Below are 24,013 nucleotides of genomic sequence, written 5' to 3'. Positions count from 1 at the left end.
GCGGGAGGCCAGTGGGGTGATCGTCGGGCTGGGCATCAGTGCGCCGAGCCGCCCCGCCGATCCCCGCCCTCAGCGCGTTCGGAGGGCTGGGCATTAGTGCGCCGAGCCGCCCCGCCGATCCCCGCCCTCAGCGCGTTCGGAGGGCTGGGCATCAGTGCGCGAAGCCGCCCTGCCGATCTCCGCGCTCAGGTCGTTCGTCGAGTCCCGACAACCGATCGACCGGGGATCGTGGCCGGGTAGGGGATTGAGCCGGACACGGCTCTCGGGGGACTGAGTTGAGCCGGACACGGCTCTCGGCAAAGGCGCACGAGCCGGATCCGAGGCTCAAGGCTGAGTTGGAAGGATTCGATCGATCCAACTCCCGCGAGACTCAGATCCGGCTCAAGTGAGTGGCGGCAGACCATCCAGGACCCCTCGTCCTTGCGGCGCAGTGGCCCCAGGGACGAGGGGGAACGCCCGGTTGTGCCTGCCGGCAGGCGGTCGTCGTCAGGCGGGGAGACGGTGGCGCTGTGCCTCAGTGCGGTGCAGCAGTTCGCCGGCGTTGGGCACCACGAGGGTGTCCGGGTCCGCCTCCATTGCGGCCAGGTCCACCTCCGCCGGATCCAGGTAGTTCAGGTTGATGCTCTCGACGACCTCGCGTGGGATCCCCGTCGCCAGCGTCACCGTCACGCGATTGGTCTCGACGCCCGTGTCCGGGTCGTAGTCGCCGAGCCCGCGCAGGTGGGTGGAGTGCGCCAGCTCACCCCACGGGTGATCCTTGAATCGCTCCCACTGACCGACGAAGTACTGCCGGTTGTGGTAGCCGATCTCCTCGATCCCCGGGTGCATCACGGAGACGTGCTTGATGTGCGGCGCGTAGATGATCAGCTCGCCGCCGTCGGCGACGACCGGCTCCATCTTGTAGAAGCCCTTCGCCCCCGTCCACATGTCCTCGTACATCGTCGGAATGACCGACACCACCCGCTTGTAGGCCTTGGGCACGTACTTGACGTGCACCTGGCTCGACACCTGTGCGCACGCCTCCCACGACGTGCGTGTGTCGCCGAACGACAGGAACTGCAGATCGTCGGAGCCGGGCTTGACGATCATCCCGAGGAGCAGCTTCGTCGACGGGATGAGCGCGGCGGCGGCGTCGATCATCTGGCGCACCGGCGTGATGCCGACGCTGCCGATCATCTCGAAGCTCGTGATGAGTGCCCCCACCCAGTGCGACATGTCGATCACGTCGTGTCCCGAGAGGCCAGGGAAGAAGTACTTGTTGCCGCCGGAGATGCCGACGACCTCGTGCGGCAGCACCGGGCCCAGGACCAGCGAGATGTCGGTGTCGACGACCATCCTGTTGACCAGCACCGTCATGGCCCGGTCCGTCAGCCGTCCGTCGGTCAGCTCCCCGATGCGGGCGGCGTCGATGGTGCCGAGATCCGCGAACGTCTCGTCGTTGCGCCAGTCGTGGTTGTGGATCTCCCAACCGGGGTACTCGTCGGCGAAGTGGCCGGGCTCGTAGCCCATCAGCGCCGCGATCGCCTCCTCGGACATGTAATCGTGCGTGCCGAGGGCGATGACGACGCGGACGGAGCTTGGGCGGGTGCCGAGGGCGTCGCGGACGAGGTGCGCCAGCATCGCCACCGGCGCGTGGCGGGTGCCGTCTGGGACCACGAGGGTGATCCGCTTGCCCGCGACGTCGTAAGCGCCGACGGCGTCGGCGACGAAGCGCCGGATCTGCTCCTCCGTGAGGGTCGTCTCAGGCCCGCCGACGGTGGCGGCCGGCGCGACGCCCGGGTACAGGTTCATCATGATGATCAGCCTAACTCTCGTGAATGGGGAAATCCCCCGGGCCCGTAGAGGAGGGCCCGGGGGAAGTGGCGGAACGGTGGAGCGGTCAGCGCTTCACGCGCGCGTTGCCGGACCAGATGGACCAGACCTGCTCCTCGTCGGCCGGTGCGGCGTAGTCGTTGAGCGACGTGGCGGCCAGCGCCCCGGTCGCCCACCCGAACTGCATGCACTTCTCGGCGGGCCAACCCTTGAGGATGCCGTACAGCACGCCGCCGACGGAGCCGTCGCCGCCGCCGATGCGGTCGATGACGTCGATATCGCGGAGTTCGGCGACATGGAAGTCGCCGTCGCCCCACAGCACCATGCCCCACTCGTGGCGGTTGGCCGAGACCACCTCGCGCAGCGAGGTGCCGACGTAGGAGGCCTGGGGGTACGTCTGGCGAATGCGCCCGATCATCTCCTTGAAGCTGTCGATCTTGGCCCCGATGGCCTCACCGCCGGCCTCTGGCCCTGGGATGCCCAGGCATAGCTGGAAGTCCTCCTCGTTGCCGTAGAGGATGTCGCAGAGCCCGGCGATCTCGGTGAAGGTCGACCGCAATTCCTGCTCGCGGCCCTTCCAGAAGGACGCCCGGTAGTTGAGGTCGAAGCTGATGGCGGTGCCGTGCGCCTTGGCCTTGCGGGCCACCTCGACGCAGAACTTCGCGGTCTGCTCCGACAGGGCGGCGACCAACCCCGAAAGGTGCAGGATCTTCACGCCCTCCGTGGCGAACAGCGTGTCGAGATCGTAATCGTCGGCCGACAGGGTCAGCCCCACCTCGCCCGCGCGGTCGTTCCAGACCCGCGGGCCGCGACCCCCGAAGCCCGAGTCGGCGATGTTGAACTGGTGCCGGTAGCCCCAGGCGTCGCCCTGCGGCACGTCGGGACCCTCGAACGCCATGCCGCGACCCCGGAGGTCCGCCTTGATGAACGCCGAGATGGGCGATCCCTCGACGAAGTTGGTGAGCACCTTGACGGGCAGGCCGAGGTAGGACACCACCGACGCCACGTTGGTCTCGGCCGAGGTGGCCTGGAGCGTGAACTCCCGGGAGGTGTGCACGCTCTGCCGGTTCACCGGCGTGAGTCGCACCCCCATGGACGTGGGCACCACGAGGGCCCACTGCGCATCGTCACGGAGTTTCATGATCCCGCGCCTCAGGCCTCGACCTCGGGGCGGCCGTCGGCGGCCCAGAGGGTGTGGAAGGAGCCGTCGAGGTCGATCCGGCGGTAGGTGTGAGCGCCGAAGAAGTCGCGCTGACCCTGAATGAGGGCGGCGGGGAGGCGATCGGCGCGGACACCGTCGTAGTAGGAAAGCGACGACGAGAACACCGGTGCCGGGACGCCGTGCAGCGCCGACTGGCTGACGACGCGACGCCACGACGGGAGGGCTGCGACGATCTTGTCGTAGAAGTACCCGTCGCCGATGAGCAGCGGCAGTTCCGGTGCGGAGGTGTAGGCGCGGGTGATCTCGCCGAGGAACTGGGCGCGGATGATGCAGCCCCCGCGCCAGATGCGCGCAAGCTCGCCCAGGTTGATGTCCCAGCCGTAGGTCGCGGCGGCGGCCTGGATCATGTTGAAGCCCTGGGAGTAGGCCACGAGCTTCGACGCGTACAGCGCCAGCCGCACGTCCTCGATGAAGGCGTCGCGATCCGTCACGTCCCAGGCTGCGGCCTGGCCGTCGAAGTTGCGGGCGGCGAGCCGCTGCTCGACGGACGAGGAGAGTCCGCGGGCGAAGGTGGCCTCGCCGATGCCGGTGACCGGGACGCCGAGGTCGAGGGCGGTCTGGACGGTCCAGGAGCCGGTGCCCTTCTGGCCCGCGCGGTCGACGATGATGTCGACGAGGGGCTGGCCGGTGGTGGCGTCCGTGTGGCGCAGCACCTCGACGCTGACCTCCATGAGGTAGGAGTCCAGGTCGCCCTTGTTCCACTCGGCGAAGATGTCGGCGACCTCGGCGGGCGTCAGGCCGAGCGCGCGGCGCAGCAGGTCGTAGGCCTCGCCGATCACCTGCATGTCGGCGTATTCGATGCCGTTGTGGACCATCTTGACGAAGTGGCCGGCGCCGTCGGGGCCGACGTGGGTGCAGCAGGGTTCGCCGTCGACGACCGCGGAGATGGACTCGAACATGGGGCCGAGGCGCTTGTAGGACTCGACGGAGCCACCGGGCATGATCGAGGGACCCCAGAGGGCGCCCTCCTCACCGCCGGAGACGCCGGCGCCCACGAAGTGCAGACCCCGCTCGCGGAGCGCGGCCTCCCGGCGGCGCGTGTCGGAGAACAGGGAGTTGCCGCAGTCGACGATGATGTCGCCCTCGTCCATCCGTGCGGCGAGCTCCTCGATGACGAGGTCGGTCGCGGGGCCGGCCTGGACCATGATGATCGCGACGCGCGGGCTGCTGAGGGATGCGACGAACTCGTCCATCGTCGCCCCCGGGACGAAGACGCCTTCGGTGCCGTGGGCGTCCATGACGGCCTCGGTCTTGGCGACGCTGCGGTTGTGGATGGCCACCTTGTGGCCGTTGCGGGCGAGGTTGCGGGCCAGGTTCGAGCCCATCACCCCCATGCCGGTGACTCCGATGTCAGCGCTGGACGGGGTTGGGGTGGCGAGTGCCATCGATGCTCCTTTGGGTCGTGTGCCCCTTCAGGATGGCCCCGCGAACACACGCTGCAGGAAAAGTTGCCACTTGTTGCTCAGGGCAAACCTCGGGCATGGCAACTAAAGGCAACTGACGTGGTCCGAGGGCCTGTCGCTCGTACGGTTACATCATCAGCAACGGAGCAAGGAGCAGCATCATGGTGGACCTGAAGGCCACGCCTTTCAACCTCGACGACGAGGCGATCAGCTGGGTGCAGAGCACCATCGCGGAGATGACCGACGAGGAGAAGATCGGCCAGCTCTTCGTCAACATGGGCGCCCAGCGCACCGAGGAGTACCTCACCGGCGTCCTCGACACGTATCACATCGGCGCGGTGCGCTACGTCCCCGCCAAGGCGGACGAGGTCTGGGAGCAGAACAACATCCTGCAGACCAAGTCCAAGATCCCCATGCTGATCGCGGCGAACACCGAGGCCGGCGGCAACGGCGCGGCCACCGACGGCACCTACGTCGGCTGGGAGGCCAAGATCGGCAACACCCAGGACGCCAGGTACGCCTATGAGATGGGCCGCATCTCCGGCGTCGAGGCTGCGGCGGTGGGCTGCAACTGGTCCTTCGCGCCCATCGTCGACATCTACCGCAACTGGCGCAACCCCATCGTGTCGCGTCGCGCCTTCGGCGGCGACGTGGATCTCGTCCTCGAGATGAGCCTCGCCTACATGAAGGGCATCCAGGAGTCCGGCATCGCGCCGGCAGCCAAGCACTGGCCGGGCGATGGCATCGACGAGCGCGACCAGCACCTCTCCCACGCCCCCAACTACCTGTCCACCGACGAGTGGGACGCCACGTTCGGCCGGCTGTACAAGGGCCTGATCGACGCGGGCCTGCCGTCGCTGATGACCGGCCACATCGCCCTGCCGGCGTACCAGAAGCACTTCAACCCCGACATGACTGACGAGGACATCCTCCCCGCCACCCTGTCGAAGGAGATCAACACCGACCTGCTCCGCGGCAAGCTGGGCTTCAACGGCGTCGTGGTCACCGACGCGAGCCACATGGTGGGCCTCACCGCCGCCATGAAGCGCTCCGACATCCTGCCCACCGCCATCGAGGCCGGCTGCGACCTGTTCCTGTTCTTCAACGATCCCGACGAGGACTTCACCTGGATGATGGAGGGCTGGAAGAGCGGCAAGCTCTCCGACGAGCGGCTTCATGAGGCACTCACCCGCATCCTCGGCCTCAAGGCCATGCTCGGCCTGCACACCCGGAAGCGCGAGGACATTCTTCCCCCGAAGGAGGTGGCCATGGCCCTCATCGGCCTCCCCGAGGCCAAGGAGATGGCCAAGGAGGTCGCCGACCACGCCATCACGCTGGTCAAGCACAAGCAGCCCGAGAACCTGCCCATCTCGACGACCAAGTTCAAGCGCATCCTGGTGGTGCCGATCGGCGCGGCGCCCAGCCCCTTCGCGATGATGGCGGGCGGGGCCGGCGAGCACCCGGCCGACAAGATCGTCGCCAAGCTGCGCGAGCGCGGCTACGAGGCCGACCGTTACGAGTCGCAACTCGACAAGATCAAGGGCAAGTCGCCGGAGGAGACCAAGGAGATCCTGCAGAACGCCTATGCAGGCAAGTCCCCGATCTCGGGCCTGACCGACAACTACGACATGGTCATCTCCGTGGCCAACGTCAACGGCCTGGGCCAGGCCGTCGAGCGCCCCTACTGGCCGGGCACCAAGGGCACCCTCGACATGCCGTGGTACGTCCACGAGCTGCCGACCATCCTCGTGTCGACGGCGTCGCCCAACCTGCTTGCCGACATGCCGCAGGTCAAGACGTTCATCAACGCCTTCGACGACCACGACTTCAACCTCGACATCCTGCTGGACAAGATGGAGGGCAAGAGCGAGTTCAAGGGCGTCTCGGCCACCGAGATGTTCCCCTTCCCCGACTCCCGGATCTGAGGGCCCGATGAACGACAAGATGCCTGAGCGGGCCCAGGTCCTGCTGGATTTCCAGCCGACGAAGCAGTTCTTCGTCGGGATCGACTCCGACGGCTGCGCCATGGACGCCATGGACATCAAGCACCAGGAGTGTTTCACCCCGGCCTACATCAAGTACTTCGACCTGCAGGCCGCCTCCACCCTGGTGCGCGAGACGGCGCTGTTCGTCAACCTGTACTCCACCACCCGCGGCCAGAACCGCTGGGTGGCGCTGGCCAGGCTGTTCGAGCTGCTTCGTCAGCGGCCGGAGGTCCTGGAGCGCGGCGTCAAGGTGCCCGAGGGCGTCGAGCTGCAGAGGTTCCTCGATTCCGGGTACCCGCGCTCGGACAAGGGGATCGCCGAGTTCGCCGAGGCCCACCCCTCCGCCGAGATCGCACAGTGCATCGCCTGGGGCAAGGGCGTCAACGAGCTGATCGCCTGGATGGTGCACGGCTGCGCGCCCTTCCCGGGCGCCCGCGAGGCGATCGAGGCGATGCAGGCCGACGTGGACTGCATGACGGTCTCGGCCACCCCGATGGAGGCGCTTGAGCGCGAGTGGCACGAGCACGACCTGGCGAAGTACATGAAGGTGGTCGCAGGGCAGGAAATGGGCTCGAAGGCCCAGCACGTCCACTGGGCGGCCAAGGGTAAGTACGCCGATGACCACATCATGCTCATCGGCGACGCGCCAGGTGACCGTGACAGCGCCTTCTCCGAAGGCGTGCTGTTCTACCCGATCATGCCCGGCGGCGAGGCCGAGTCCTGGCTCAGGTTCCGCGAGGAGGCGCTGCCGAAGTTCCTCGACGGCACCTACCGCGGCGCCTACATGGACTCCCTGGTGGCCGACTTCGAGGCGCTCCTGCCGGAGAAGCCGGGGTGGGTCACGGCGTGACGCCGCCGTCCTGACCAACGGGCTCCTCATCGACGGTGAGGAGCCCGTTGTCCGTCAACGCCGCCACCTGGGACGCGACGGCCGCCTCCAGGCCACCGTCGGGCGGGGCGCCGAACGCGGCCTCGAGGTCACGGGCGAGGCGGGGGAGCGTGGTGGGGCCGTCCTCCAGCACCTCGAGGATGAGGGTGGCGACGGGGCCGAGGCGCAGGACCTTGTTGTCCACGAGCGCGAGGGACTCGCCGTCGACGGCAAGGAAGTCCGTGACGGGCGTCCGGCGGATCATGGCGACCCGTCCAGCCGGGCCATGCACCAGTCCATGATCTGAGCGGACTCGCCGTACTCGATCAGCGTTCCGCCCGCGCGCCGGTGGACGTCTGCCATGAGGTGCAGGGGACGGGGCAGCCTGGACAGCGAGGAGGTCTCCCCGGCGATCATGGCGAGTGTGTCGAGCACACCCAACGGGGTGAAGGCCGCCCTGTCGCGGCCGGGCGTGCGGCGTAGCACGACGAGGTCCGCCAGGACGGGCGAGGCCGGCGCGGGCACCAGCCCCAGGGCCCCGGGGGAGTTCTCGCGCTTCGGCTGCCCGTGCTCCGTGGCAAGCGTGATGGGCTTGGGGTAGGGGTGGATCTCGAGGGTGTCCGGGTCGATCCCGATGGTCTCGTCCGACAGGTAGCCGTAGCGGGCGCCGAGGGCGCGGGTGAGGGTGGACTTGCCGGTGCCGCCGGGCGCCACGAAGACCAGGGCCCGCCCCGTCTCCGGGTGGGCCACCCCGCCGGCGTGCAGCATGAGCAGCTCCCCGGCGCGGGCGGCGATCAGCGCCTGGGTGATCTGCTGCGTGGCCGACTCCTGCGTGGCGCCCGACGAGATCTCGACGGTGGGCCCGGCCTCGCCTCCTGGCGCCAGGCAGCGAACCCAGAGGGCGGCGAATTCGTCCGGGTCCAGCGACGTCCGGGTGAGGTCCACGTTCACACGGACGCCGAGGCCCGTCACCGTCACCACGGCGGGCCCTTCGGAAGTAGCGTGGCCAACTCCGAGATGAGCGCCTCCAGCTGGCCCGCCGCGGCGCGGGCACGCTCGCGACCCTGACCGTAGGGGTCAGCGACGTCCGTGCCGGGGGTGCTGGGCACCCTGTTGGCGTAGACCCAACCGACGAGGTCCTCGAACGTCAGCCGCGACGGCGCCCGTCGCGCTGAGGCGACGAACTGGCCCAGCGTGAAGCTCTTCCGGATGGCGGCCGGGTACTCCTCCAGGATGTAGTGGCGGTGGGCGCCCTCCATGGTGAGCAGCAGGCCGGCGTCCGCGACGATGCTCCTGCTCAGCGGCTTCGACCCGGAGTGGACAACAGCGCCCTCCGGCAGGGTCTCCGCCATGACGGGATCCACCGGGCGGCCACGGGCGGCCATGGTGCCGGCGCTGCTCAGGCGGTAGCCGTCGAGAAGCTGGGCGGCTCGGGCTTCGGCCCAGGGGGAGCGGCTGATGTTGGCCGTGCAGACGAAAACGATGAGCGGCGCTTCAGGCATGGGCGACCACCAGCCGCCTGGTCACCAGATCTGCGAGGAAGGGGGTCAGGTGGGGGAGGATCTCGGCCTGCGGGGCTCCTGTGATGTGGCTCACCTCGGCGGCGATCTGGGGCGTGGTGGCGCCGTCGAGGGCGTGCCAGATGAGGGCGGAGGCGCCGTCGAGGATCACGACCTCCCCGATGGTGGGGGCGGTGGCGAACACGGTGGCGCCGTCGTCCTCCCAGACCGCCTCCGGGTGACGCGTGAATCTCACCGGCGGGCCCCCTTCCGTACGCGGCTGGACACTTCGTCGATCAGTCGTATCCATCGTTGCAGAAGCCGCTGACGGATCTCACGCCTCGTGGGCGGGTGGCCCAGTTCGGCTTCGAGGAGGGTGGTGTCGAAGAACAGGAGGCCGTGCACCACGTCCGCCTTGGCGCGCAGGGTGGTGGCCGCGCGCCACCGCGCGCGCCATTCGTCGAGCCGGCTGGGATTGCCCTCGTGGAAGTGCTTCCAGAGCAGGTAGTCCGGGTGGTCGCGGAAGGCGTCCAGGCCGCCGACCGCGGCCGCCACCCCGAGTTCGGCGCCCAGCTGCCGGGCCAGGGAGAGCACGCCGGCGCGCTGGTCCTCGGTAGCCCGCACCCAGGCCCGCTCGGTGTCCGGGTGGCTGGGGCCGCTGCGGGCGGCGTGAAGGAGAAGGAGGAGGCGTTGGGCCTGGACCGACGGGACGGCGCAGGGGACGTGCCCCAGCTCGATGCTCGACCGACCCCGCCACAGCTCGTCGAACGCCGCGTCCGCCAGGCCGGGGAACCGACGATGGACGTCCGCGTTGCCGAGCGTGGGGTGGTAGATATTCATCGCGTGGCCGAAGGCCGAGCTCGAGGCGAACGTCGTCTTGCGGATCCAGCCGTGCCGGGTCACCTCGTCGAGGAACCTCGCGACGTGCCCAGGGCGAACCAGGAGGTCCGCATCGCTGCTGTGGCGCCCCGTGACTTCGACGCGATGCTCCCCGCTGACCGGGTCCGTGACGGGGCGGGCGTCGAGCAGCTCGTCTGCGACGGCGGGACCCTTGATGTGCAGGACGTCGGCGCCGGCCCGGTCCGCGTGGCGCTGGAGGACGCCGTGGATGAGTTTGAGGCGTACCGGGAGGGAGGGGTCGCGGCTCACGGCAGCGTCTCCAGATAGCGGTGGAGGGCGGCGATGCCGTCGATGGGCTGGTAGCCGGTGGCCTTGAGTGCGGTCAGGTCGAGGGTGCTGTGGCGGGGGCGGGGGGCGGTGGGCTTGCCGGCGGTGAAGGTGGCGGTGTCTGTGCGGGTGACGCGGCCGCTGGCGCCGCGGGCGTCGAACACGGCGGTGGCTATGTCGTACCAGGACATGGTGGGGCCGTCGGAAGTGACGTTGTAGGTGCCGGAGGGGGCGCTGTGGAGGAGGTGGAGGGCGGCGCGGGCGAGGTCGTCGGCGAGGGTGAGGCGTCCGTACTGGTCGTCGACCACGCTGGGGGAGGCGCCGGCGTCGGCGAGGCGGGCCATGGTGCGGATGAAGTTGGGTCCCTCGCCGATGGCCCAGCTGGTGCGCAGGATGTGGTGCCGGGGGAGGGTGGCGACGAGGGCGTCGGCGGCGGCTTTGGTGGCGCCGTAGACATTGAGGGGGGAGAACGGCTCGTCCTCGGGGTGGATCTGGCGGGTGCCGTCGAAGACGTAGTCGGTGGAGACGTGGACGAAGGGGAGGCGGTGCCGGCGGGCTGCGTCGACGAGGTTGGCGGTGCCGGTGACGTTGGCGGCCCAGCAGGCGGCGCGGGCGTCGGTCTCGGCGGCGTCGACGGCGGTCCAGGCGGCGGCGTTGATGATCGCGGAGGCCCGTCCCCACGGGTAGGCGGCGACGGCGTCGGGGTCGGTGATGTCCAGGTCCTCGCGGCCCAGGAACACTCCGTCGGGGAGGATCCGGCGCAGCGCCCGGCCGAGCTGGCCGCCCGCTCCGGTGACCACGGGGCGGGGACGGGGCATCGGTGCGACGTCGGCGAGCGCGGGGTGGGTGCGGTCCGCGTCGGACACGATGGCCGAGTCCAGGGGCAGGGGCCAGACGATGCCCGGGTGGTCAAGGTTGGCGAAGGTGTACTGGGACTTGGCGTCGGCTGACCAGTGCTCGTTGACCAGGTAGGAGTAGCAGGTCCCGCCCTCGAGGGCCTGGTACGCGTTGCCGACCCCGCTGGGGGTGAACACGGCCGTGTCCGGGCCGATCTCGTGGGTGACCACGGCGCCGAACGTGTCGCCGTCGCGCAGATCCACCCAGGCCCCGAACACCCGCCCCGTGGCCACCGAGACCAGCTTGTCCCAGGGTTCGGCGTGGATACCGCGGGTGACGCCCGCCTCGGCGTTGAAGCTCATGTTCTGCTGCACCGGGCCGAAATCGGGCAGCCCGAGAGCCGTCATCTTCGCGCGCTGCCAGTTCTCCTTGAACCATCCGCGGGAATCCCCGTGGAGGGGCAGCGTGAGGATCAGCAGGCCGGGGATCGCGGTGGTCTCCACCCTGAGCCCGCCCATCACTGGCCCTTCGCGGCGTACTTGGCCTCGACGGCGGCCTTCAGCGGACGCCACCACCCCTCGTTGCCGCGGTACCACTCGATCGTGGCCTGAAGTCCCTGACGGAAGTCGGTGTACTGCGGCGCCCAGCCGAGTTCGTCGCGCAGCTTGCTGGCGTCGATGGCGTAGCGCAGGTCGTGGCCGGCGCGGTCGGTGACGTGGTCGTAGGCGTCTGCCGGCTGGCCCATGAGTGTCAGGATCAGCTCGATGACGTCCTTGTTGTTCATCTCGCCGTCGGCGCCGATGAGGTAGGTCTCCCCGATCCGGCCATGGGTGAGGATCCGCCAGACCGCGGAATTGTGGTCGTCGACGTGGATCCAGTCGCGCACGTTGGCCCCGGCGCCGTAGAGCTTGGGGCGGATACCGTCGAGCACGTTGGTGATCTGGCGGGGGATGAACTTCTCAATGTGCTGACGCGGACCGTAGTTGTTCGAGCAGTTGCTGATCGTGGCCCGCACCCCGAACGAACGCACCCAGGCGCGCACCAGGTGATCGGAGGCCGCCTTGGAGGCCGAATACGGGCTCGACGGGTTGTAGGCCGTCGACGGGGTGAACCGGGCCGGGTCGTCCAGCTCCAGGTCGCCGTACACCTCATCGGTGGAGATGTGATGCAGACGCTTGTCGAACCGCCGCACCGCCTGAAGCACGTGGAAGGTGCCCAGGATGTTGGTCTCGACGAACACCCCAGGCCCTTCGAGGGAGTTGTCGTTGTGGGACTCGGCCGCGAAATGGACCACCGTGTCATGGGCCTCCACCAGCCGGTTCACCAGAGCGGGATCAGTGACGGAGCCCTCGACGAACCTCACCCGCTGAGGATCCAGGCCCTCGAGGTTGGCGGTGGTGCCGGCATAGGTGAGCGCATCCAACACCGTCACCGCCGCGTCGGTGTGCTCCACCAGCCAATGCGCGAAGTTGCTGCCGATGAACCCGGCTCCCCCAGTGACCAGAATCGTCTCCACACCGGGAGCCTACCGGGCGCGACAGCCGCGACACCGGCTGCCCGGCCCCCGCGCCGAACGCGCGCGGCGCCGAGGCCGGATGTGCCAAGGTGGGGACATGCGGGGGATCATTCTCGCCGGTGGCACCGGCTCCAGGCTTCATCCGATCACGCTCGGCACCAGCAAGCAACTGATGCCGGTCTACGACAAGCCCATGATCTACTACCCGCTCGCCACCCTCATCTTCGCCGGCGTCCGTGAGGTGATGATCATCACCACCCCCCACGAGGCCACCGCGTTCGAGCACCTCCTCGGCGACGGCAGCCAGTTCGGCGTGACCTTCACGTTCGCCGTGCAGCCCGAACCCAACGGACTGGCGCAGGCGTTCACCATCGGCGCGGACTTCGTCTCCGGCGGCCCCTCGTGCCTGATCCTGGGCGACAACATCTTCTCCGGCCCCGGGCTCGGGTCGCGGCTACAGGAGCGCACCGCATCCATCGACGGCGCCCTGGTGTTCGGCTACCAGGTGGCCGACCCCACCGCCTACGGCGTCGTCGAAGTCGACCCCACCGGGCTGGCGATCTCCATCGAGGAGAAGCCCACCCATCCGAAATCCCACTGGGCCGTGCCGGGGCTGTACTTCTACGACGAGAATGTGGTCGACATCGCCCGCGACCTCAAGCCCTCCGCCCGCGGCGAGTACGAGATCACCGACGTCAACCGCGTCTACCTGGACCAGGGACGACTCCACGTCGACCTCCTCCCACGCGGCACCGCCTGGCTCGACACCGGCACCTTCGACTCCCTCAACGACGCCAGCAACTTCGTCCGCACCATCCAGGCCCGCCAAGGCCTGCAGGTCGGATGCCCCGAAGAAGCAGCCTGGCGTCGCGGCTTCCTCACCGACGACGAACTGGCCGAGCGCGCCGCCCGCTACGACAAGTCCGGCTATGGAACCTACCTGCGGAACCTGCTGCAGGGCTGACCTCGGTCCAGGGCTCAGTACGCGCCCTGTGAGCGCACGACGGCCCGGAAGGTGCGCAGGAGGATGACCAGATCCTGAAGCATGGACCAGTTGTCGACGTAGTAGAGGTCAAGGCGAACCGTGTCGTCCCACCCCAGGTCCGAGCGCCCAGATACCTGCCAGAGGCCGGTCATGCCAGGGCGCACATCGAGGCGGCGGCGCACGTACTGCCGGTACTGCTCAACCTCGCGCTCGAGCGCCGGACGGGGTCCCACCAGGCTCATCTCCCCGCGCAGCACGTTGAGCAGTTGCGGGAGCTCGTCGATGGAGAAACGACGGATGAACCGTCCAATCGGGGTGATGCGTGGGTCCTCGCGGATTTTGAACAGTGCGCCGTCGGACTCGTTGCTGTCCTCGAGCGTGTCCGCGCGGATCTGCTCGGCGTCCGGGACCATCGAGCGGAACTTGAATAGTTTGAAGGGCTTCCCGCCCACGCCGATCCTGTGCTGCTGGAACAGGACCGAGCCGCCGTCGCCGACTTTGATGAGGAGGGCGGTTGCGAGCATCAGCGGTGAGAGTATGACCAGGAGCAGGAGCGCGCCGATCACGTCGAAGGCTCGTTTGGTGAATCGGAGCGAACGTTCGGCCTGCGGCTTCCCGACGTGCATGAGAGGGAGGCCTGCCACGGGTGTCACGTGGATCCGTTGACTGGAGATGTCGGTCATGGCGGGAACCACCACCATCTGCGCACGGTGACCCTCGAGCTTGCGCGCCATCTCGTTGAATTCACGACCTCGGCGCACGGATCCGGTGGTGAAGATGACGGCCCGTGCCTCCGTGCGGTCGATCACCTCCAACAGATCGTCCAGGGTCCCCACCTCCGACAGGCCCTGTGACGGCGCTGCGGCGACGTCGATCGCCTCATCCTCCGGCGGCGCGACGATGCCCACGGGTGTGTACCCCAGCCACGTCTCGCGACGCAGGACGGCGACCACGTCGTCGACGGCCCCCTGATCGCCGACGACGAGGGTGGGAACGCAGAAGCGACCGCTCCGGCGAAGGTATTGGAGGAGCCGTCGGGCGGTGAGCCGGCCGATCGCCAGTGCGGGGATGCCGATGGCCACCAGGATGGCGACGAAACCTCGGGAGAGGGGATAGTCGAAGATGAACGCGGAGAAGCCCAGCGTGAGCAGGAAGAACAGCGACGAGTTGAATACCTGCCGGTATTCCGCCACGCCGACCCCCCAGTGGCGCTCACGGTAGGCACCCCCGGCCGCCAGCGAGCCGAGCCACACGACGATGATGAGAGGCGCGACGGGCAGCACCAGGCGGTCCGCGTCGTTGATGCTCTGCAGGAAGGGAGACCATCGCCGCAGCGCCACAGCCGTATACGTGGCGACGACGATGAGGGCAGTATCCAAGGCGACGAGCGCCCAGCGATACGAATTGCGCATAGTGGTCCCCACCATCCCCCTTGACCTCACTGTAGCGATGGGCCGTGCCATGTGCCGACTTGGCGGACAATGCGGGGGGATAAGCGCGGTTGCCTATACTCAGGAAAACCGCGGGAATCGACACCCGCGCCATGGTCCCGGGGGTCCCACACGTGACGCTGCTCGAGTTCGTCCGATTTCTTCGCCACTCCGCGCTCCTGATCGTCCTCATGACGCTCCTGGGCCTCGGCGCATCGGCGGCGTACGCCTACGTGCAGCCGGTGGTGTACCAGTCGAGCGCCACGGGCATCGTCGTCGCAGGCGACAACACCAGCGTGGGCGGCGCGATGAGCGGCAGTGCGCTCTCGCAGCAGCGGGCCGCCGTGTACGCAGCCCTGGCCGGCACTGGAGCCGTGCGGGATCGGGCCATCCAGTCGCCGGAGCTACAGGCCGAGCCCGGAGCTGCCGGTGGCACCATCAGCGCGTCGATCGTCACGGGAACCCCCCTGATCACGGTGTATGCGACGGGGGGCTCCGGCGAGGAGGCGCGCATGCTGGCCGACGCGGGTCTGCAAGCCCTGGCCGATGAGGCGCTGGCGCTTGAGATGCGGACTCCGACGGAGGATGGCACGGCGGCGTTGCCCGACGACGTGGCGGTCCGGATCGCGACCTACAGCCCCGCCACGGCCAGTTCCACGCCGATTTCGCCGGACTGGGTGCGCCTGTTGCTGATCGGCACCGGCCTCGGCCTGGGTCTGGGCTTGGCCCTGGCCTTTGTGCGCTCGAAGCTCGACGTCCGGGTCCGCACCATGGCGGACGTGGAGGCTGAGACTGGACATGGGGTCCTCGGTGTCATTCCGGATACCAAGGAACTCGCGGAGGCCCGCACCGGGGCCAGGATCAGCTTGTCCAAGCTCGGAGCGGCAGGTGAGGCGCTGCGGCAACTCCGGACCAACCTCCGCTACGTCAACATCGACTCCCCGCCCCGGTCCATCGTCGTCACCTCGGCCAATCCGGGCGAGGGGAAGTCCACCATCTCCTCCACGCTCGCCGTACTCATCGCCAGATCAGGGCAGCCGGTCGTCCTCATCGACGCCGACCTCCGCAAACCCGTGCAGCACCAGATCTTCGGCGCAGACAACGCCGTCGGGCTCTCGCAGGTGCTGGTGGGCGACGTGTCGGTGGAGGACGCGCTGCAACAGACCAACGAACCCAACCTGATGGTGCTGACCTCGGGGAAGGTGCCCGCGAACCCCAGCGAGATGGTGGGGTCGCGGCGGATGAAGACCCTTCTGGCTGGTCTGGCGAAACACTACTTCGTGATCACCGATGCGCCGCCCATCCTGGCGGTCACCGACGCGGGCCTCCTCACGGCTGCCACCGACGGTGCGGTGCTGGTGGCCCGCGTGGGCAAGACGCACAAGGAGCAGCTGAGGATGGCCACGAAGCTCCTCAAGCAGGTGGGCGGGTCCGTTCTGGGCACCGTGTTACACCGCGCCGGCCGCAGGTCGATGGGCAATGTGGTGTACGGCGCCGGGCATGGCGGCGCGTACCAGGCCTACTACGGGACGGGTGCGGCGACTGTGGATGACGAGGACGGCGCCCCGATCTCCGTGCGCCGCGAAGCACCCCGTGCCGAGCCGGAGCCGGAGCCGGTACCAGCCCGGGTCGTGCAACGCTCGGCGAAGCGAAGCGCCGGTCACTGATCGTCTGTGCCGGCTTCTGAGGCCAACCGCTTTCGCGCCGCGCCGTGGTAGGCGAGGTACAGACCCAGGGCGATCGCGATCGGTGGGCTGGTCAGGGAGAAGCCGATGTTGAAGGAGGCGATGAGCGTGCTCAGCAGCGCTGCCTCGCTCCACACAGGACGTTCCCCCGCCGGCAGTTGATGGAACATCCAGAACACACCCACCAATAGCGCGAGCAGGAGAACCATCGCGACGGCCCCACCCTCGGTCTGCAGCGCCCGGTAGCTGTTGTGGAAGAACAGCGTGGTGCCGCGGATGTCGACGATCGCGGTGCCGAGACCCTCGCCCAGCCACCCTGCGCCGGCGGACATCTGTTGCTCCTGGATCGCCAAGGCCTCCCGCAGATCATCCGATCCGTCGCGCTCGGCGAACCAGCCCGCGGCCTCGGCCAGGTTCGTGACCCACGCGTACAGCGCTGCTGTTCCAGCCATGGCCGCCAGGCTCATGAGGCGACTCACCCTGGGGGCCAGCAACACCCAGAGGGAGACCGCGCCGAAGGCGAAGATCGTCGTGCGCGACACTGTCAGAACAGCTCCCAGACCGAGGAGTGCCCAGAACATGAGGCGCATCCGGCGGGTGGAGAGCGACTGCGCGGCGGCGAATCCGAGTGCGAGCAGAACGTAGCCCGCCCCGTTGGGATCACCCAGCACGCCGGTGAGCCGCCCGGCGTAGTTGCTGAGGGGAATCATGGCGGCACTGACGGCGAGGGCGACGACCGCCCCCACCACGATGCCGCGCGCGAGTGAGCGGATGTGCAGCCGGCCCGACGCGATGACGGCCGTGATGGCGAAGAGCGTGAGTATGTTGACAGTCCGGCGGAGTTCGCCGAGCCCGTGCGTGACGATGGTTCTGGCCACGAGCCAGAACACGAGGGAGAAACCGGACAGTAGGACCAGCATGTTGCCCGTTCTCCACCTGGATGACGCCCAGACGCCGATCAGTACCAGGGCCACACAGGCGAGGGTATTGATCGGCAGAGTCATGGTGGGAACGAGGAACTCGATTCCCCTGACGGGGAGGAGCATGCCTAGAAGAAAGACGGGGATGACGATGTCGCCCCACTCGTCGAGCCATCTACCGGTGCCGGACTCGGCGCCGCGGGGTGGCAGAAGAGCGACGTCATGCGCACTCACTGCGGCCCCCCTCCCTGATGCTGCCCGACGATTCTGGCACAAGTTCCGCCACGTGCCGCCGGAGGGCAGCTGCGAAGCGGGCCTCGTCGAACGCCCCCACGTGCCTTCGGATGGCCGCGTCGTCCCAGGCAACCCCACGGTTGGCCACCACCGCTTCGGTAATGGCGCCCACTGTGGCCGCGGGGAAGAAGGAGCCGCTGATGCCCTCAGCGACGGTGTCCAGGTAGCCGCCCGCCCGCAGCGCCAGGGTCGGCGTGCCGAGCATGCCTGCCTCGAGCGGAGTGAGGCCGTAGTCCTCGAAGCTGGGCGCGATGAGCGCGGTGGCGGCCGCGTAGGCCCACGCGAGCTGCCCATCAGTGAGTCCTTCGAGCATCCTTGCGTTGGATGGGAGGTCGCGACGCAGTTGGTCACGCAGGGGGCCTCTGCCGACGATGACCAACCTCTCGTCGGGCAAACCACGGAACGCCTCGATGACCTTGTCCACGTTCTTGTAGGGGAGCAGCCGCGAGACCACCAGGTGGAACGAGGGCCAGTCCTCCAATTCGGCCATGGGCTGGGGGTGAACCGAGTCGTGGACCGCCGGGGGAGCGGGCACGACGGTGGCATCGAGTCCGTACACGTCCCTGATCCGTTCACGGACCACGCTGGAGTTGGCGAGGTAGCGGTCCGCGGACCTGGCGGCGCGTTGGTCCCACCGCACCAGCGCGGGACGCAGCGCGGAGAGGGCCCACCCCACCGGGGACCGACCCGCCGGTGCTCCCAGGTAGTCCTCGACGAGGTAGAGGAACCGTGCCGGCGAGTGGCAGTAGACCAGCTTCCGGCCGGTGGTGCGGAACCCGTGGGCGAAGCCGGTGGTGGAAACCAGGAGCACGTCCGCGTCGATCACCGGAGCGCGCGAGATCCAGGGCTGGTAAAGGGGCAGGCCCATCCGATGGTCCCGCCGCAGCAGGCCGAGCCTGTTCAGTGGGGTGGTGAGGATGCGGGCCTGACGGAACTCGGGGAAGGTGCCGTCCGGGTCGTAGACGGTGGTGTGGATGGCCGCGTCGGGAAAGGCCCGCAGCATGGCCAGCACCACCCGCTCCGCGCCGCCGCGTTGGGTGAGGTAGTCGTGCGCGATGGCAACCCGGGGGCGAGTGGGCACGTCAGAACTCCGTCGTGATCTGGCCCGGCCTCTGGTAGCCGGCCACCGCTGCCCCCTCGACCAGGAGAGCGATCACCTTGCCCGAGACGGCGCGCGGCAGAATGGCAGCGGAGTGGTCCACACATCGCGAGGCAAGATCGAGTCCCTTGCGCGAGCCGAAACGGGCGGTCAGGTGAACAAGCCGGTTCCACACTCCCCGCTGTGGGGGCACGGCGCTGGCCAGCAGGTCCGTGCCGTGCTTGGCCTCGAAGAGGCGGCGGGCAGCTCCCGAGTGGAAGGCGCGCAACACCCGGCTGCGGGTGGTGACCGCTGCCACGAAGTGGGGGGTCTCGAGTGCGGGCACGAGGCGGACCGGCACTCCCAGCCGGTGCAGGCGGTAGCCCCAGTCCACGTCCTCCCAGCCGTAGGCGCGGTAGTCGGGGTCGTAGGGCCCGACCTTCTCCCATACCTCTCGGGTGACGGAGCAGTTGCCGGCCCAGTAGCGCCAGACGCGATCAGATGCCGCCGCATACGCATCTCGCCGGAATCGCGCATCGGCGTCCCGGCCGTAGGCGAGGGCGTAGGGGGTGTCCGGCAACCGGTTGAGGTACAGTCCGATGGCCCCGTGGGGGCCCCGCAGATGCTCTGCCTTGTGTGTGCGGATGAAGCCTGGGTCTGGCACGAGGTCGTCGTCGCAGCGGATCAGCACGTCGCCGGCGGCGGCCTGGAACCCGGCGTTGAGGGCGGCCACACGGCCGCGATTCTCGGGGAAGACGATGCAGTGGACCGGGAGTTGCCTCTCGTAGCGGGCGACCACGGAGGCGGAGCCGTCAATGTCGCCGTCGATGACGACGATGGCCTCCCAGGCAGGATCGTCCTGCGCCGCCAGCGCCGAGAGCAGGGCGGGGAGTCGCTGGGCGCCGCCGCGGCTGGGGATGATCACCGAGGCGAGTGTCATGCCGACCGTTCCTCCCACTCGGACAGGTAGCGCGTGAATCGCGCGACCCCCGCACTCGGAGAGTAGAGCTCCGCCCACCTCCGCCGGGACTGTTCAAGGTGTGCGGGCGTGTAGCGGGCGACGGCGTCAAGGATGGTTGTGGCCAGATGCTCGGCGTTGCCGGCTTCTGCGACGAAAGCCGGATCGTGGCCGGTCACCGAGGGGAGCGCTCCGGCGTCGGTGGTGACGAACGGGCAGCCGGCGGCCATCGCCTCCACCGCCACCAGTCCGAAGGACTCTGGCGCCACGGACGGGAAGACTGCAAGGTCCACCTGCCCGAAGAAGTCCCCCGGTTCCACCCAGCCGAGCCGGACCGGGGCAGGTGAGAGGGTGCCCAGGGCGGCGTCGACGCGGGTCGCGTCGGACTTGCCGGCGTACAGGGCTTTCCCGCCCACCACTAGGGGAAATCGGCCAGGCGAGCGGCCCTGCAGGATCCGGAGAGCGTCCGCGAGCACGACGGCGCCCTTGGCGGAGGTGAGGCGGCCGAGGAAGCCCAGCCGGAGTGGCGAGCCGTCCCGAGGCGGCAGGTGGGGGGAGAAGGGAAGGTCGCTGGTCCAGTTGTGCAGCGTGCTCGTGGTGACGCCCAGCTGCCGCCGCAACCATTCGGAGGGGACCAGTACGTCGTCGGCCCCGGCGGTCGCCAGGGGGAGGAGAGGCCGCAAACGACCCGACGGCAACGAGTGCAGATGCACCACCCGTCGCGGGAGCGACGAGGTGGCCAAGGCGGGCCGGAGGCCGTTGCACCACAGGAACTCGGGTGCGGCCGTCACCGCCCACCTTCGGAGCCCGCGGAGGTAGCTGACGGGGGTGCGCCCGTGGATCTCCACGGTGGCGAAGCCGCGGGCGGCCGCGGTGTCGAGAAGGACACCGGGTGGGCCCACCACCCTTGCGCCACGCCCCGACGCGCGGGTGGCCTCGGCCATGGCCAGGAGCATGACCTCGCCGCCGCCCATCTCGCCCCGGTTGGCAGCGAAGGTCACGGCGGTCATCGCTCGAGCCGATCGTAGATCCCGGCGATCTGTCCAGCCATCGACTCCACGGTCGGCCATCCGTCAGGGAGCGCGGGCCGGCGAGCCGGGTCGGCGGCCTGCTCGGTCATGACCTCGGCCACCCTCCTGGAGTCGCTGGAGTCGACCATGCAGTGGGCCGGCAGGATCTCCGGGTTTCCGCCCACTGGGGTGGCCACCACGCCCAATCCGTGCGTGACGGCGTCCAGGATCGAGTAGGACGCGTTCTCCCACAGCGACAGCTGGACGAGAACGTCGTGGGAGGCCAGGGCGGCCGCCGGGTCCACGTGGCCCGGGAAGGTGACGCGGTCGCCGAGCCCCAGCGCTGTTGCCCGGGCGATCAGGGCCGCGCGCTCCGGCCCAATTCCGGCGATGGTGAGGGTGGCCTCCGGGGCGCTGCGGGCCATGGCCGAGAACGCTTCCAGCGCTGCTGCCAGCCCCTTCTCCGGGGCCAACCGGGAGAGCGTGAGGAACCGGTGTCCCGGAAGGCGGCTAGGCGATCCGGTGGGATCCACGCCGTTGTGGATCACGTGGACCGGTTGCGTTGGGCGCCAGGCGCGGACCATTTCCCGCCGCGTGGAGCGGCTCACCGCGATGAGAGCCGCGAAGCGGCGGGTGCGGAGGCGGTGCAGAGCGCGTCGGACGCCGGCCTTGGCTCGGCCGCCGTGATACAGGCGCGAGTCCGCGGCGATGCCGTGTTCGGTGGACACCAGGCTGACAGGCAGCCCGACGGTGGCAGCCACGGCCAGGAAGTCGGCCCGAGCCAGGTGGGAATGCACGACGCGCGGCCGGACCTGACGCACGAGGGTCCGGAGCGTCGGCACGGCACGACGGGGGGATCCGTCCAGCGGAACCTCATGTGTCGGGACGCCCAGCTCGCGAAGCTCCTCGAGGAGTGGCCCGGAGGGCGCGGCCACCTGGAGCGCGTAGCCCGGCAGGCCCACGCGGGCGACGTCGAGGACGTGACGGGCGACGCCGGCGAGGTTGCTCACCGGCACCACCCACAACGCCACGTCCGTCACGTCAGAACCACTGCTCCAGCCGGTCGAGGGCAGTCCAGAACCCCTCACCGTTGTTGGTGTGACCCATCCAGATCTCCGGGATGAACCCGACGCCCGGCGCGAGCCGGTCCAACTGCTCCGCCAGTACGGGCCAGTCGACCTCGCCCTCGCCGATCTGCGGCCCCTCTCCGTCGACGCCTTCGGCGTCGACGATGTGGAGGTGCTCGGTGAGCGGGGCCAACGCCTCCACGTAGGTGCTGAAGGGCATCTTGTGGAAGTTGGCTGCCAGCTTCGAGTGGGAGATGTCCAACGTCAGGCGTTGCCCGTACTGGTGGCAGAAGTCCACCGTGTCCTGCAGCCCCATGAACAGGTTGTGGTACTGCTGGCCGCCCATCAGCCAGGGGAACGGCGGGAGCGTCTGGGCGGTCAGCCGGACGTCGGTGGTGTCGAGCCGCTCGATGGCCTGGGCGATGCGGGCGTACAGCGCGGGCCGCTCGGACGCGTCGACGAAACCGTCGGCGGTGAAGCCGCCCATCGTCGCGATGACCACAGGGGCCTCGTCGCAGGTGAAGTAGCGGGTGAGGTCCCGCGTGATGTCGATGACCTTCTGAGTCTCGTGGACGGACCGCTCCCACACCGCCTCGTCGCGGCTCGCCAGGTTGATGATGAAGTCGCCGGCATACAGATCCGGCGTGTGGCAGGTGAACGCCATCGGCAGGCGGTGGGTGAAGATGTCGTCGATGTCGAGTTCCACGTCCTTGTAGGAGAAGTGGAACTCGAGGAAGTCCGGGTTGGTGCCCTCGATCAGCTTCGCGTGATCGTGGTACCGGACCGGAAGGCCCCAGGGCCGCCGGAAGGAGTAGGGCCGCCCCTGTGACACGGCGTCCGTGAGGTCTCCGGGGTAGAAGAAGTCCCCCTCCTCCACCACCCGTCGCGACGTGCGGCCCAGCAGGGCGTCGAGCCGGTTGGGCTGCAGGCCGCGTCCGGGGGACTTGACGGTGACGTCGTCGCGGCTGATACGCTCGCCCACCCCGATCCGTCGGGTGGCCACCAGCGACTTCGCGAGATTGACCCGGTTCATCGATTCGCCGGTGGAGACCACGCGCGCGTCGCCGGTGCCGAGCGCCTCCTCCAGTTCCCGGATCCGCGAGACCATCTGACGGAACTCTCCGGGGAGCAGCGACACCTTGTGGTCGCTGCCCTCAAGGCTCTGGTCGGTCGTGAAGTGCTTCTCGATGATGCGGGCGCCCATGGCGACGGCGGCGAGCGGCACGTGGAAGCCCCGCTCGTGGCCGGAGTAGCCGACGGGGCCACCGCTGATCTCCGCCAGCCGCGCGAGATAGCGCAGGTTGACGTCCCTGAACGGCGCCGGGTAGGTGGACTGGCAGTGCAGCATGGCGAAGGGGGACCCGGAGCCGCGCAGGAGGTCGGCGGCCTCGACGATCTCGGCCTCCGTACTCATTCCAGTGGACACGATGAGCGGGAGCCCGGTGGCGAACATGTCGGCGAGCAGGGTGTGGTTGGTCATGTCCGCAGACGCCACCTTGAGCGCTGGGACGCCGTACTCCGCCAGCACGTGGACGCTGGGCGCGTCCCACGGTGTGCACAGCACATCCACGTCCCGTGCCCGGCAGTGATCGAACACCTTGATCATCTGCTCGGCCGTCAGCGAGTACTTGGCCAGCAGGTTGAGCGTGTACTGGGCCCCCAGGTCCTCCCCGCCGGTGGCAGCCCCGCTCTGGCGGTAGAGGGCGTCCATGTCGCGGAGCTGGAACTTCACCACGTCGGCGCCGGCGTCCACCGCGAGGTCCGCGAGGTGCTTGGCGAAGCCCACGTCTCCCTGGTGGTTGTTGCCGATCTCGGCGATGACCAGCGTGGGCTCGTCGTCGGAGATCCGGTGGCGGCCCACCATCAGTGCTCGGCGGTCGTTGCTGGCGACGGCGACGAGCCGGTCCTGCTCGTCGACAAGCGGAACGTGGGTGACAACGCCGGAGATCAGCGCGGCGATGTCCGCGTGCGGCGTGGCGACGGTGGCGCGAATACACCGGGAGTTGGCCGCGCGGCTGCACGGCGTATCCAGCGACGCGTCGCTCTCGGCCAGCAGCCAACGCCGCACGTCCCCGTCGGACAACGAACCGATGAGGTGGCCGTGCCCGTCGACGACGAAGATGATGCGGGAGCGGTTGGCGTCGATCTTTCGCAGTGCGCTGAGGATCGATTCGTTGTCGCGGATGGCGAGTGCCGCCACGTTACGCTCAATGATCATGCCGGAAGTGCCCCCAAGCCTCTGCGACGACTAGTCGAAGACGAGTGTGCGTGAAGCTC

20 protein-coding genes and 1 pseudogene are annotated in these 24,013 nt (G+C 69.0%); 4 read left to right on the top strand and 17 right to left on the bottom strand.

The features are described from left to right. Window positions 1-486: 486 nt before the first annotated feature. The 3 genes and pseudogenes from ACZK5N_RS01175 to gnd form a co-directional block, all read right to left on the bottom strand. A complete protein-coding gene (locus ACZK5N_RS01175) occupies window positions 487-1,794 on the bottom strand; it encodes a lactate racemase domain-containing protein (RefSeq protein WP_459018010.1) in 1,308 nt (435 codons plus the stop codon). Window positions 1,795-1,879: 85 nt separating this feature from the next. Continuing rightward, entirely contained in the window at window positions 1,880-2,953 is a 1,074-nt protein-coding gene (locus ACZK5N_RS01170; RefSeq protein WP_459018009.1) for a PfkB family carbohydrate kinase, read from the bottom strand. Between the two features lie 11 nt (window positions 2,954-2,964). Then, window positions 2,965-4,422: pseudogene (gene gnd, locus ACZK5N_RS01165) on the bottom strand (NADP-dependent phosphogluconate dehydrogenase); the annotation flags it as partial. A 176-nt stretch (window positions 4,423-4,598) separates the two neighbouring features. On the opposite strand from gnd, the gene ACZK5N_RS01160 reads away from it, so the two are divergent. Together ACZK5N_RS01160 and ACZK5N_RS01155 are read left to right on the top strand one after the other, a co-directional pair. Beyond that, window positions 4,599-6,362, top strand: coding sequence for a glycoside hydrolase family 3 protein (locus ACZK5N_RS01160; RefSeq protein WP_459018008.1), 1,764 nt, complete (start codon window positions 4,599-4,601; stop codon window positions 6,360-6,362). A gap of 7 nt (window positions 6,363-6,369) precedes the next feature. Then, the gene (locus tag ACZK5N_RS01155) at window positions 6,370-7,272 is read left to right on the top strand and encodes an HAD family hydrolase (protein ID WP_459018007.1); all 903 of its coding nucleotides are present in this window, start codon (window positions 6,370-6,372) and stop codon (window positions 7,270-7,272) included. Here ACZK5N_RS01155 and ACZK5N_RS01150 read toward each other — a convergent pair. Genes ACZK5N_RS01150 through rfbB form a run of 7 tightly spaced genes read right to left on the bottom strand, consistent with a single transcriptional unit; the run spans window position 7,262 to window position 12,309 of the window. Next, window positions 7,262-7,555: a PqqD family peptide modification chaperone gene (locus ACZK5N_RS01150; protein WP_459018006.1), complete on the bottom strand. Its 294-nt coding sequence runs from the start codon at window positions 7,553-7,555 to the stop codon at window positions 7,262-7,264. The two genes, ACZK5N_RS01155 and ACZK5N_RS01150, sit on opposite strands and share 11 nt — an antisense overlap. Continuing rightward, window positions 7,552-8,271, bottom strand: coding sequence for a hypothetical protein (locus ACZK5N_RS01145; RefSeq protein ID WP_459018005.1), 720 nt, complete (start codon window positions 8,269-8,271; stop codon window positions 7,552-7,554). The genes ACZK5N_RS01150 and ACZK5N_RS01145 overlap by 4 nt, the downstream gene beginning before the upstream one ends. Continuing rightward, window positions 8,265-8,792, bottom strand: coding sequence for an arsenate reductase/protein-tyrosine-phosphatase family protein (locus ACZK5N_RS01140; RefSeq protein ID WP_459018004.1), 528 nt, complete (start codon window positions 8,790-8,792; stop codon window positions 8,265-8,267). Before ACZK5N_RS01140 ends, ACZK5N_RS01145 begins: the two co-directional genes overlap by 7 nt. After that, window positions 8,785-9,045, bottom strand: a complete 261-nt coding sequence (locus tag ACZK5N_RS01135; RefSeq protein ID WP_459018003.1) for a PqqD family protein — start codon at window positions 9,043-9,045, stop codon at window positions 8,785-8,787. Before ACZK5N_RS01135 ends, ACZK5N_RS01140 begins: the two co-directional genes overlap by 8 nt. Next, complete coding sequence (locus tag ACZK5N_RS01130) at window positions 9,042-9,938, bottom strand: nucleotidyltransferase family protein (RefSeq protein ID WP_459018002.1); 897 nt, start codon at window positions 9,936-9,938, stop codon at window positions 9,042-9,044. Before ACZK5N_RS01130 ends, ACZK5N_RS01135 begins: the two co-directional genes overlap by 4 nt. Next, on the bottom strand, window positions 9,935-11,311 hold the full coding sequence (locus tag ACZK5N_RS01125; RefSeq protein WP_459018001.1) for a sugar nucleotide-binding protein: 1,377 nt from the start codon (window positions 11,309-11,311) through the stop codon (window positions 9,935-9,937). Before ACZK5N_RS01125 ends, ACZK5N_RS01130 begins: the two co-directional genes overlap by 4 nt. After that, on the bottom strand, window positions 11,311-12,309 hold the full coding sequence (rfbB, locus tag ACZK5N_RS01120; protein WP_459018000.1) for a dTDP-glucose 4,6-dehydratase: 999 nt from the start codon (window positions 12,307-12,309) through the stop codon (window positions 11,311-11,313). Before rfbB ends, ACZK5N_RS01125 begins: the two co-directional genes overlap by 1 nt. A 97-nt stretch (window positions 12,310-12,406) precedes the next feature. Between rfbB and rfbA the strand changes: the two genes are divergently transcribed. Next, a complete protein-coding gene (gene rfbA / locus ACZK5N_RS01115) occupies window positions 12,407-13,273 on the top strand; it encodes a glucose-1-phosphate thymidylyltransferase RfbA (RefSeq protein WP_459017999.1) in 867 nt (288 codons plus the stop codon). Between the two features lie 14 nt (window positions 13,274-13,287). On the opposite strand, the gene ACZK5N_RS01110 is transcribed toward rfbA, so the two are convergent. Further along, entirely contained in the window at window positions 13,288-14,706 is a 1,419-nt protein-coding gene (locus ACZK5N_RS01110; protein ID WP_459017998.1) for a sugar transferase, read from the bottom strand. A gap of 152 nt (window positions 14,707-14,858) precedes the next feature. Between ACZK5N_RS01110 and ACZK5N_RS01105 the strand changes: the two genes are divergently transcribed. Then, the gene (locus ACZK5N_RS01105; RefSeq protein ID WP_459017997.1) at window positions 14,859-16,391 is read left to right on the top strand and encodes a tyrosine-protein kinase domain-containing protein; all 1,533 of its coding nucleotides are present in this window, start codon (window positions 14,859-14,861) and stop codon (window positions 16,389-16,391) included. Here ACZK5N_RS01105 and ACZK5N_RS01100 read toward each other — a convergent pair. The 6 genes from ACZK5N_RS01100 to ACZK5N_RS01075 are packed head-to-tail and all read right to left on the bottom strand — an operon-like array spanning window position 16,385 to window position 23,954. Further along, on the bottom strand, window positions 16,385-17,563 hold the full coding sequence (locus tag ACZK5N_RS01100) for a hypothetical protein (protein ID WP_459017996.1): 1,179 nt from the start codon (window positions 17,561-17,563) through the stop codon (window positions 16,385-16,387). The two genes, ACZK5N_RS01105 and ACZK5N_RS01100, sit on opposite strands and share 7 nt — an antisense overlap. Next, complete coding sequence (locus ACZK5N_RS01095; protein WP_459017995.1) at window positions 17,550-18,704, bottom strand: glycosyltransferase; 1,155 nt, start codon at window positions 18,702-18,704, stop codon at window positions 17,550-17,552. The genes ACZK5N_RS01100 and ACZK5N_RS01095 overlap by 14 nt, the downstream gene beginning before the upstream one ends. Before the next feature lies 1 nt (window position 18,705). Then, window positions 18,706-19,641, bottom strand: coding sequence for a glycosyltransferase family 2 protein (locus ACZK5N_RS01090; protein ID WP_459017994.1), 936 nt, complete (start codon window positions 19,639-19,641; stop codon window positions 18,706-18,708). Then, complete coding sequence (locus ACZK5N_RS01085) at window positions 19,638-20,669, bottom strand: glycosyltransferase family 4 protein (RefSeq protein ID WP_459017993.1); 1,032 nt, start codon at window positions 20,667-20,669, stop codon at window positions 19,638-19,640. The genes ACZK5N_RS01090 and ACZK5N_RS01085 overlap by 4 nt, the downstream gene beginning before the upstream one ends. Further along, window positions 20,666-21,709, bottom strand: coding sequence for a glycosyltransferase family 4 protein (locus tag ACZK5N_RS01080; RefSeq protein WP_459017992.1), 1,044 nt, complete (start codon window positions 21,707-21,709; stop codon window positions 20,666-20,668). The genes ACZK5N_RS01085 and ACZK5N_RS01080 overlap by 4 nt, the downstream gene beginning before the upstream one ends. 1 nt (window position 21,710) lies before the next feature. Beyond that, entirely contained in the window at window positions 21,711-23,954 is a 2,244-nt protein-coding gene (locus ACZK5N_RS01075) for an N-acetylneuraminate synthase family protein (RefSeq protein WP_459017991.1), read from the bottom strand. Between the last annotated feature and the right edge of the window lie 59 nt (window positions 23,955-24,013).

This window comes from Tessaracoccus pujii (assembly GCF_055326215.1).
This window is presented reverse-complemented; position numbering and strand designations above follow the sequence as displayed.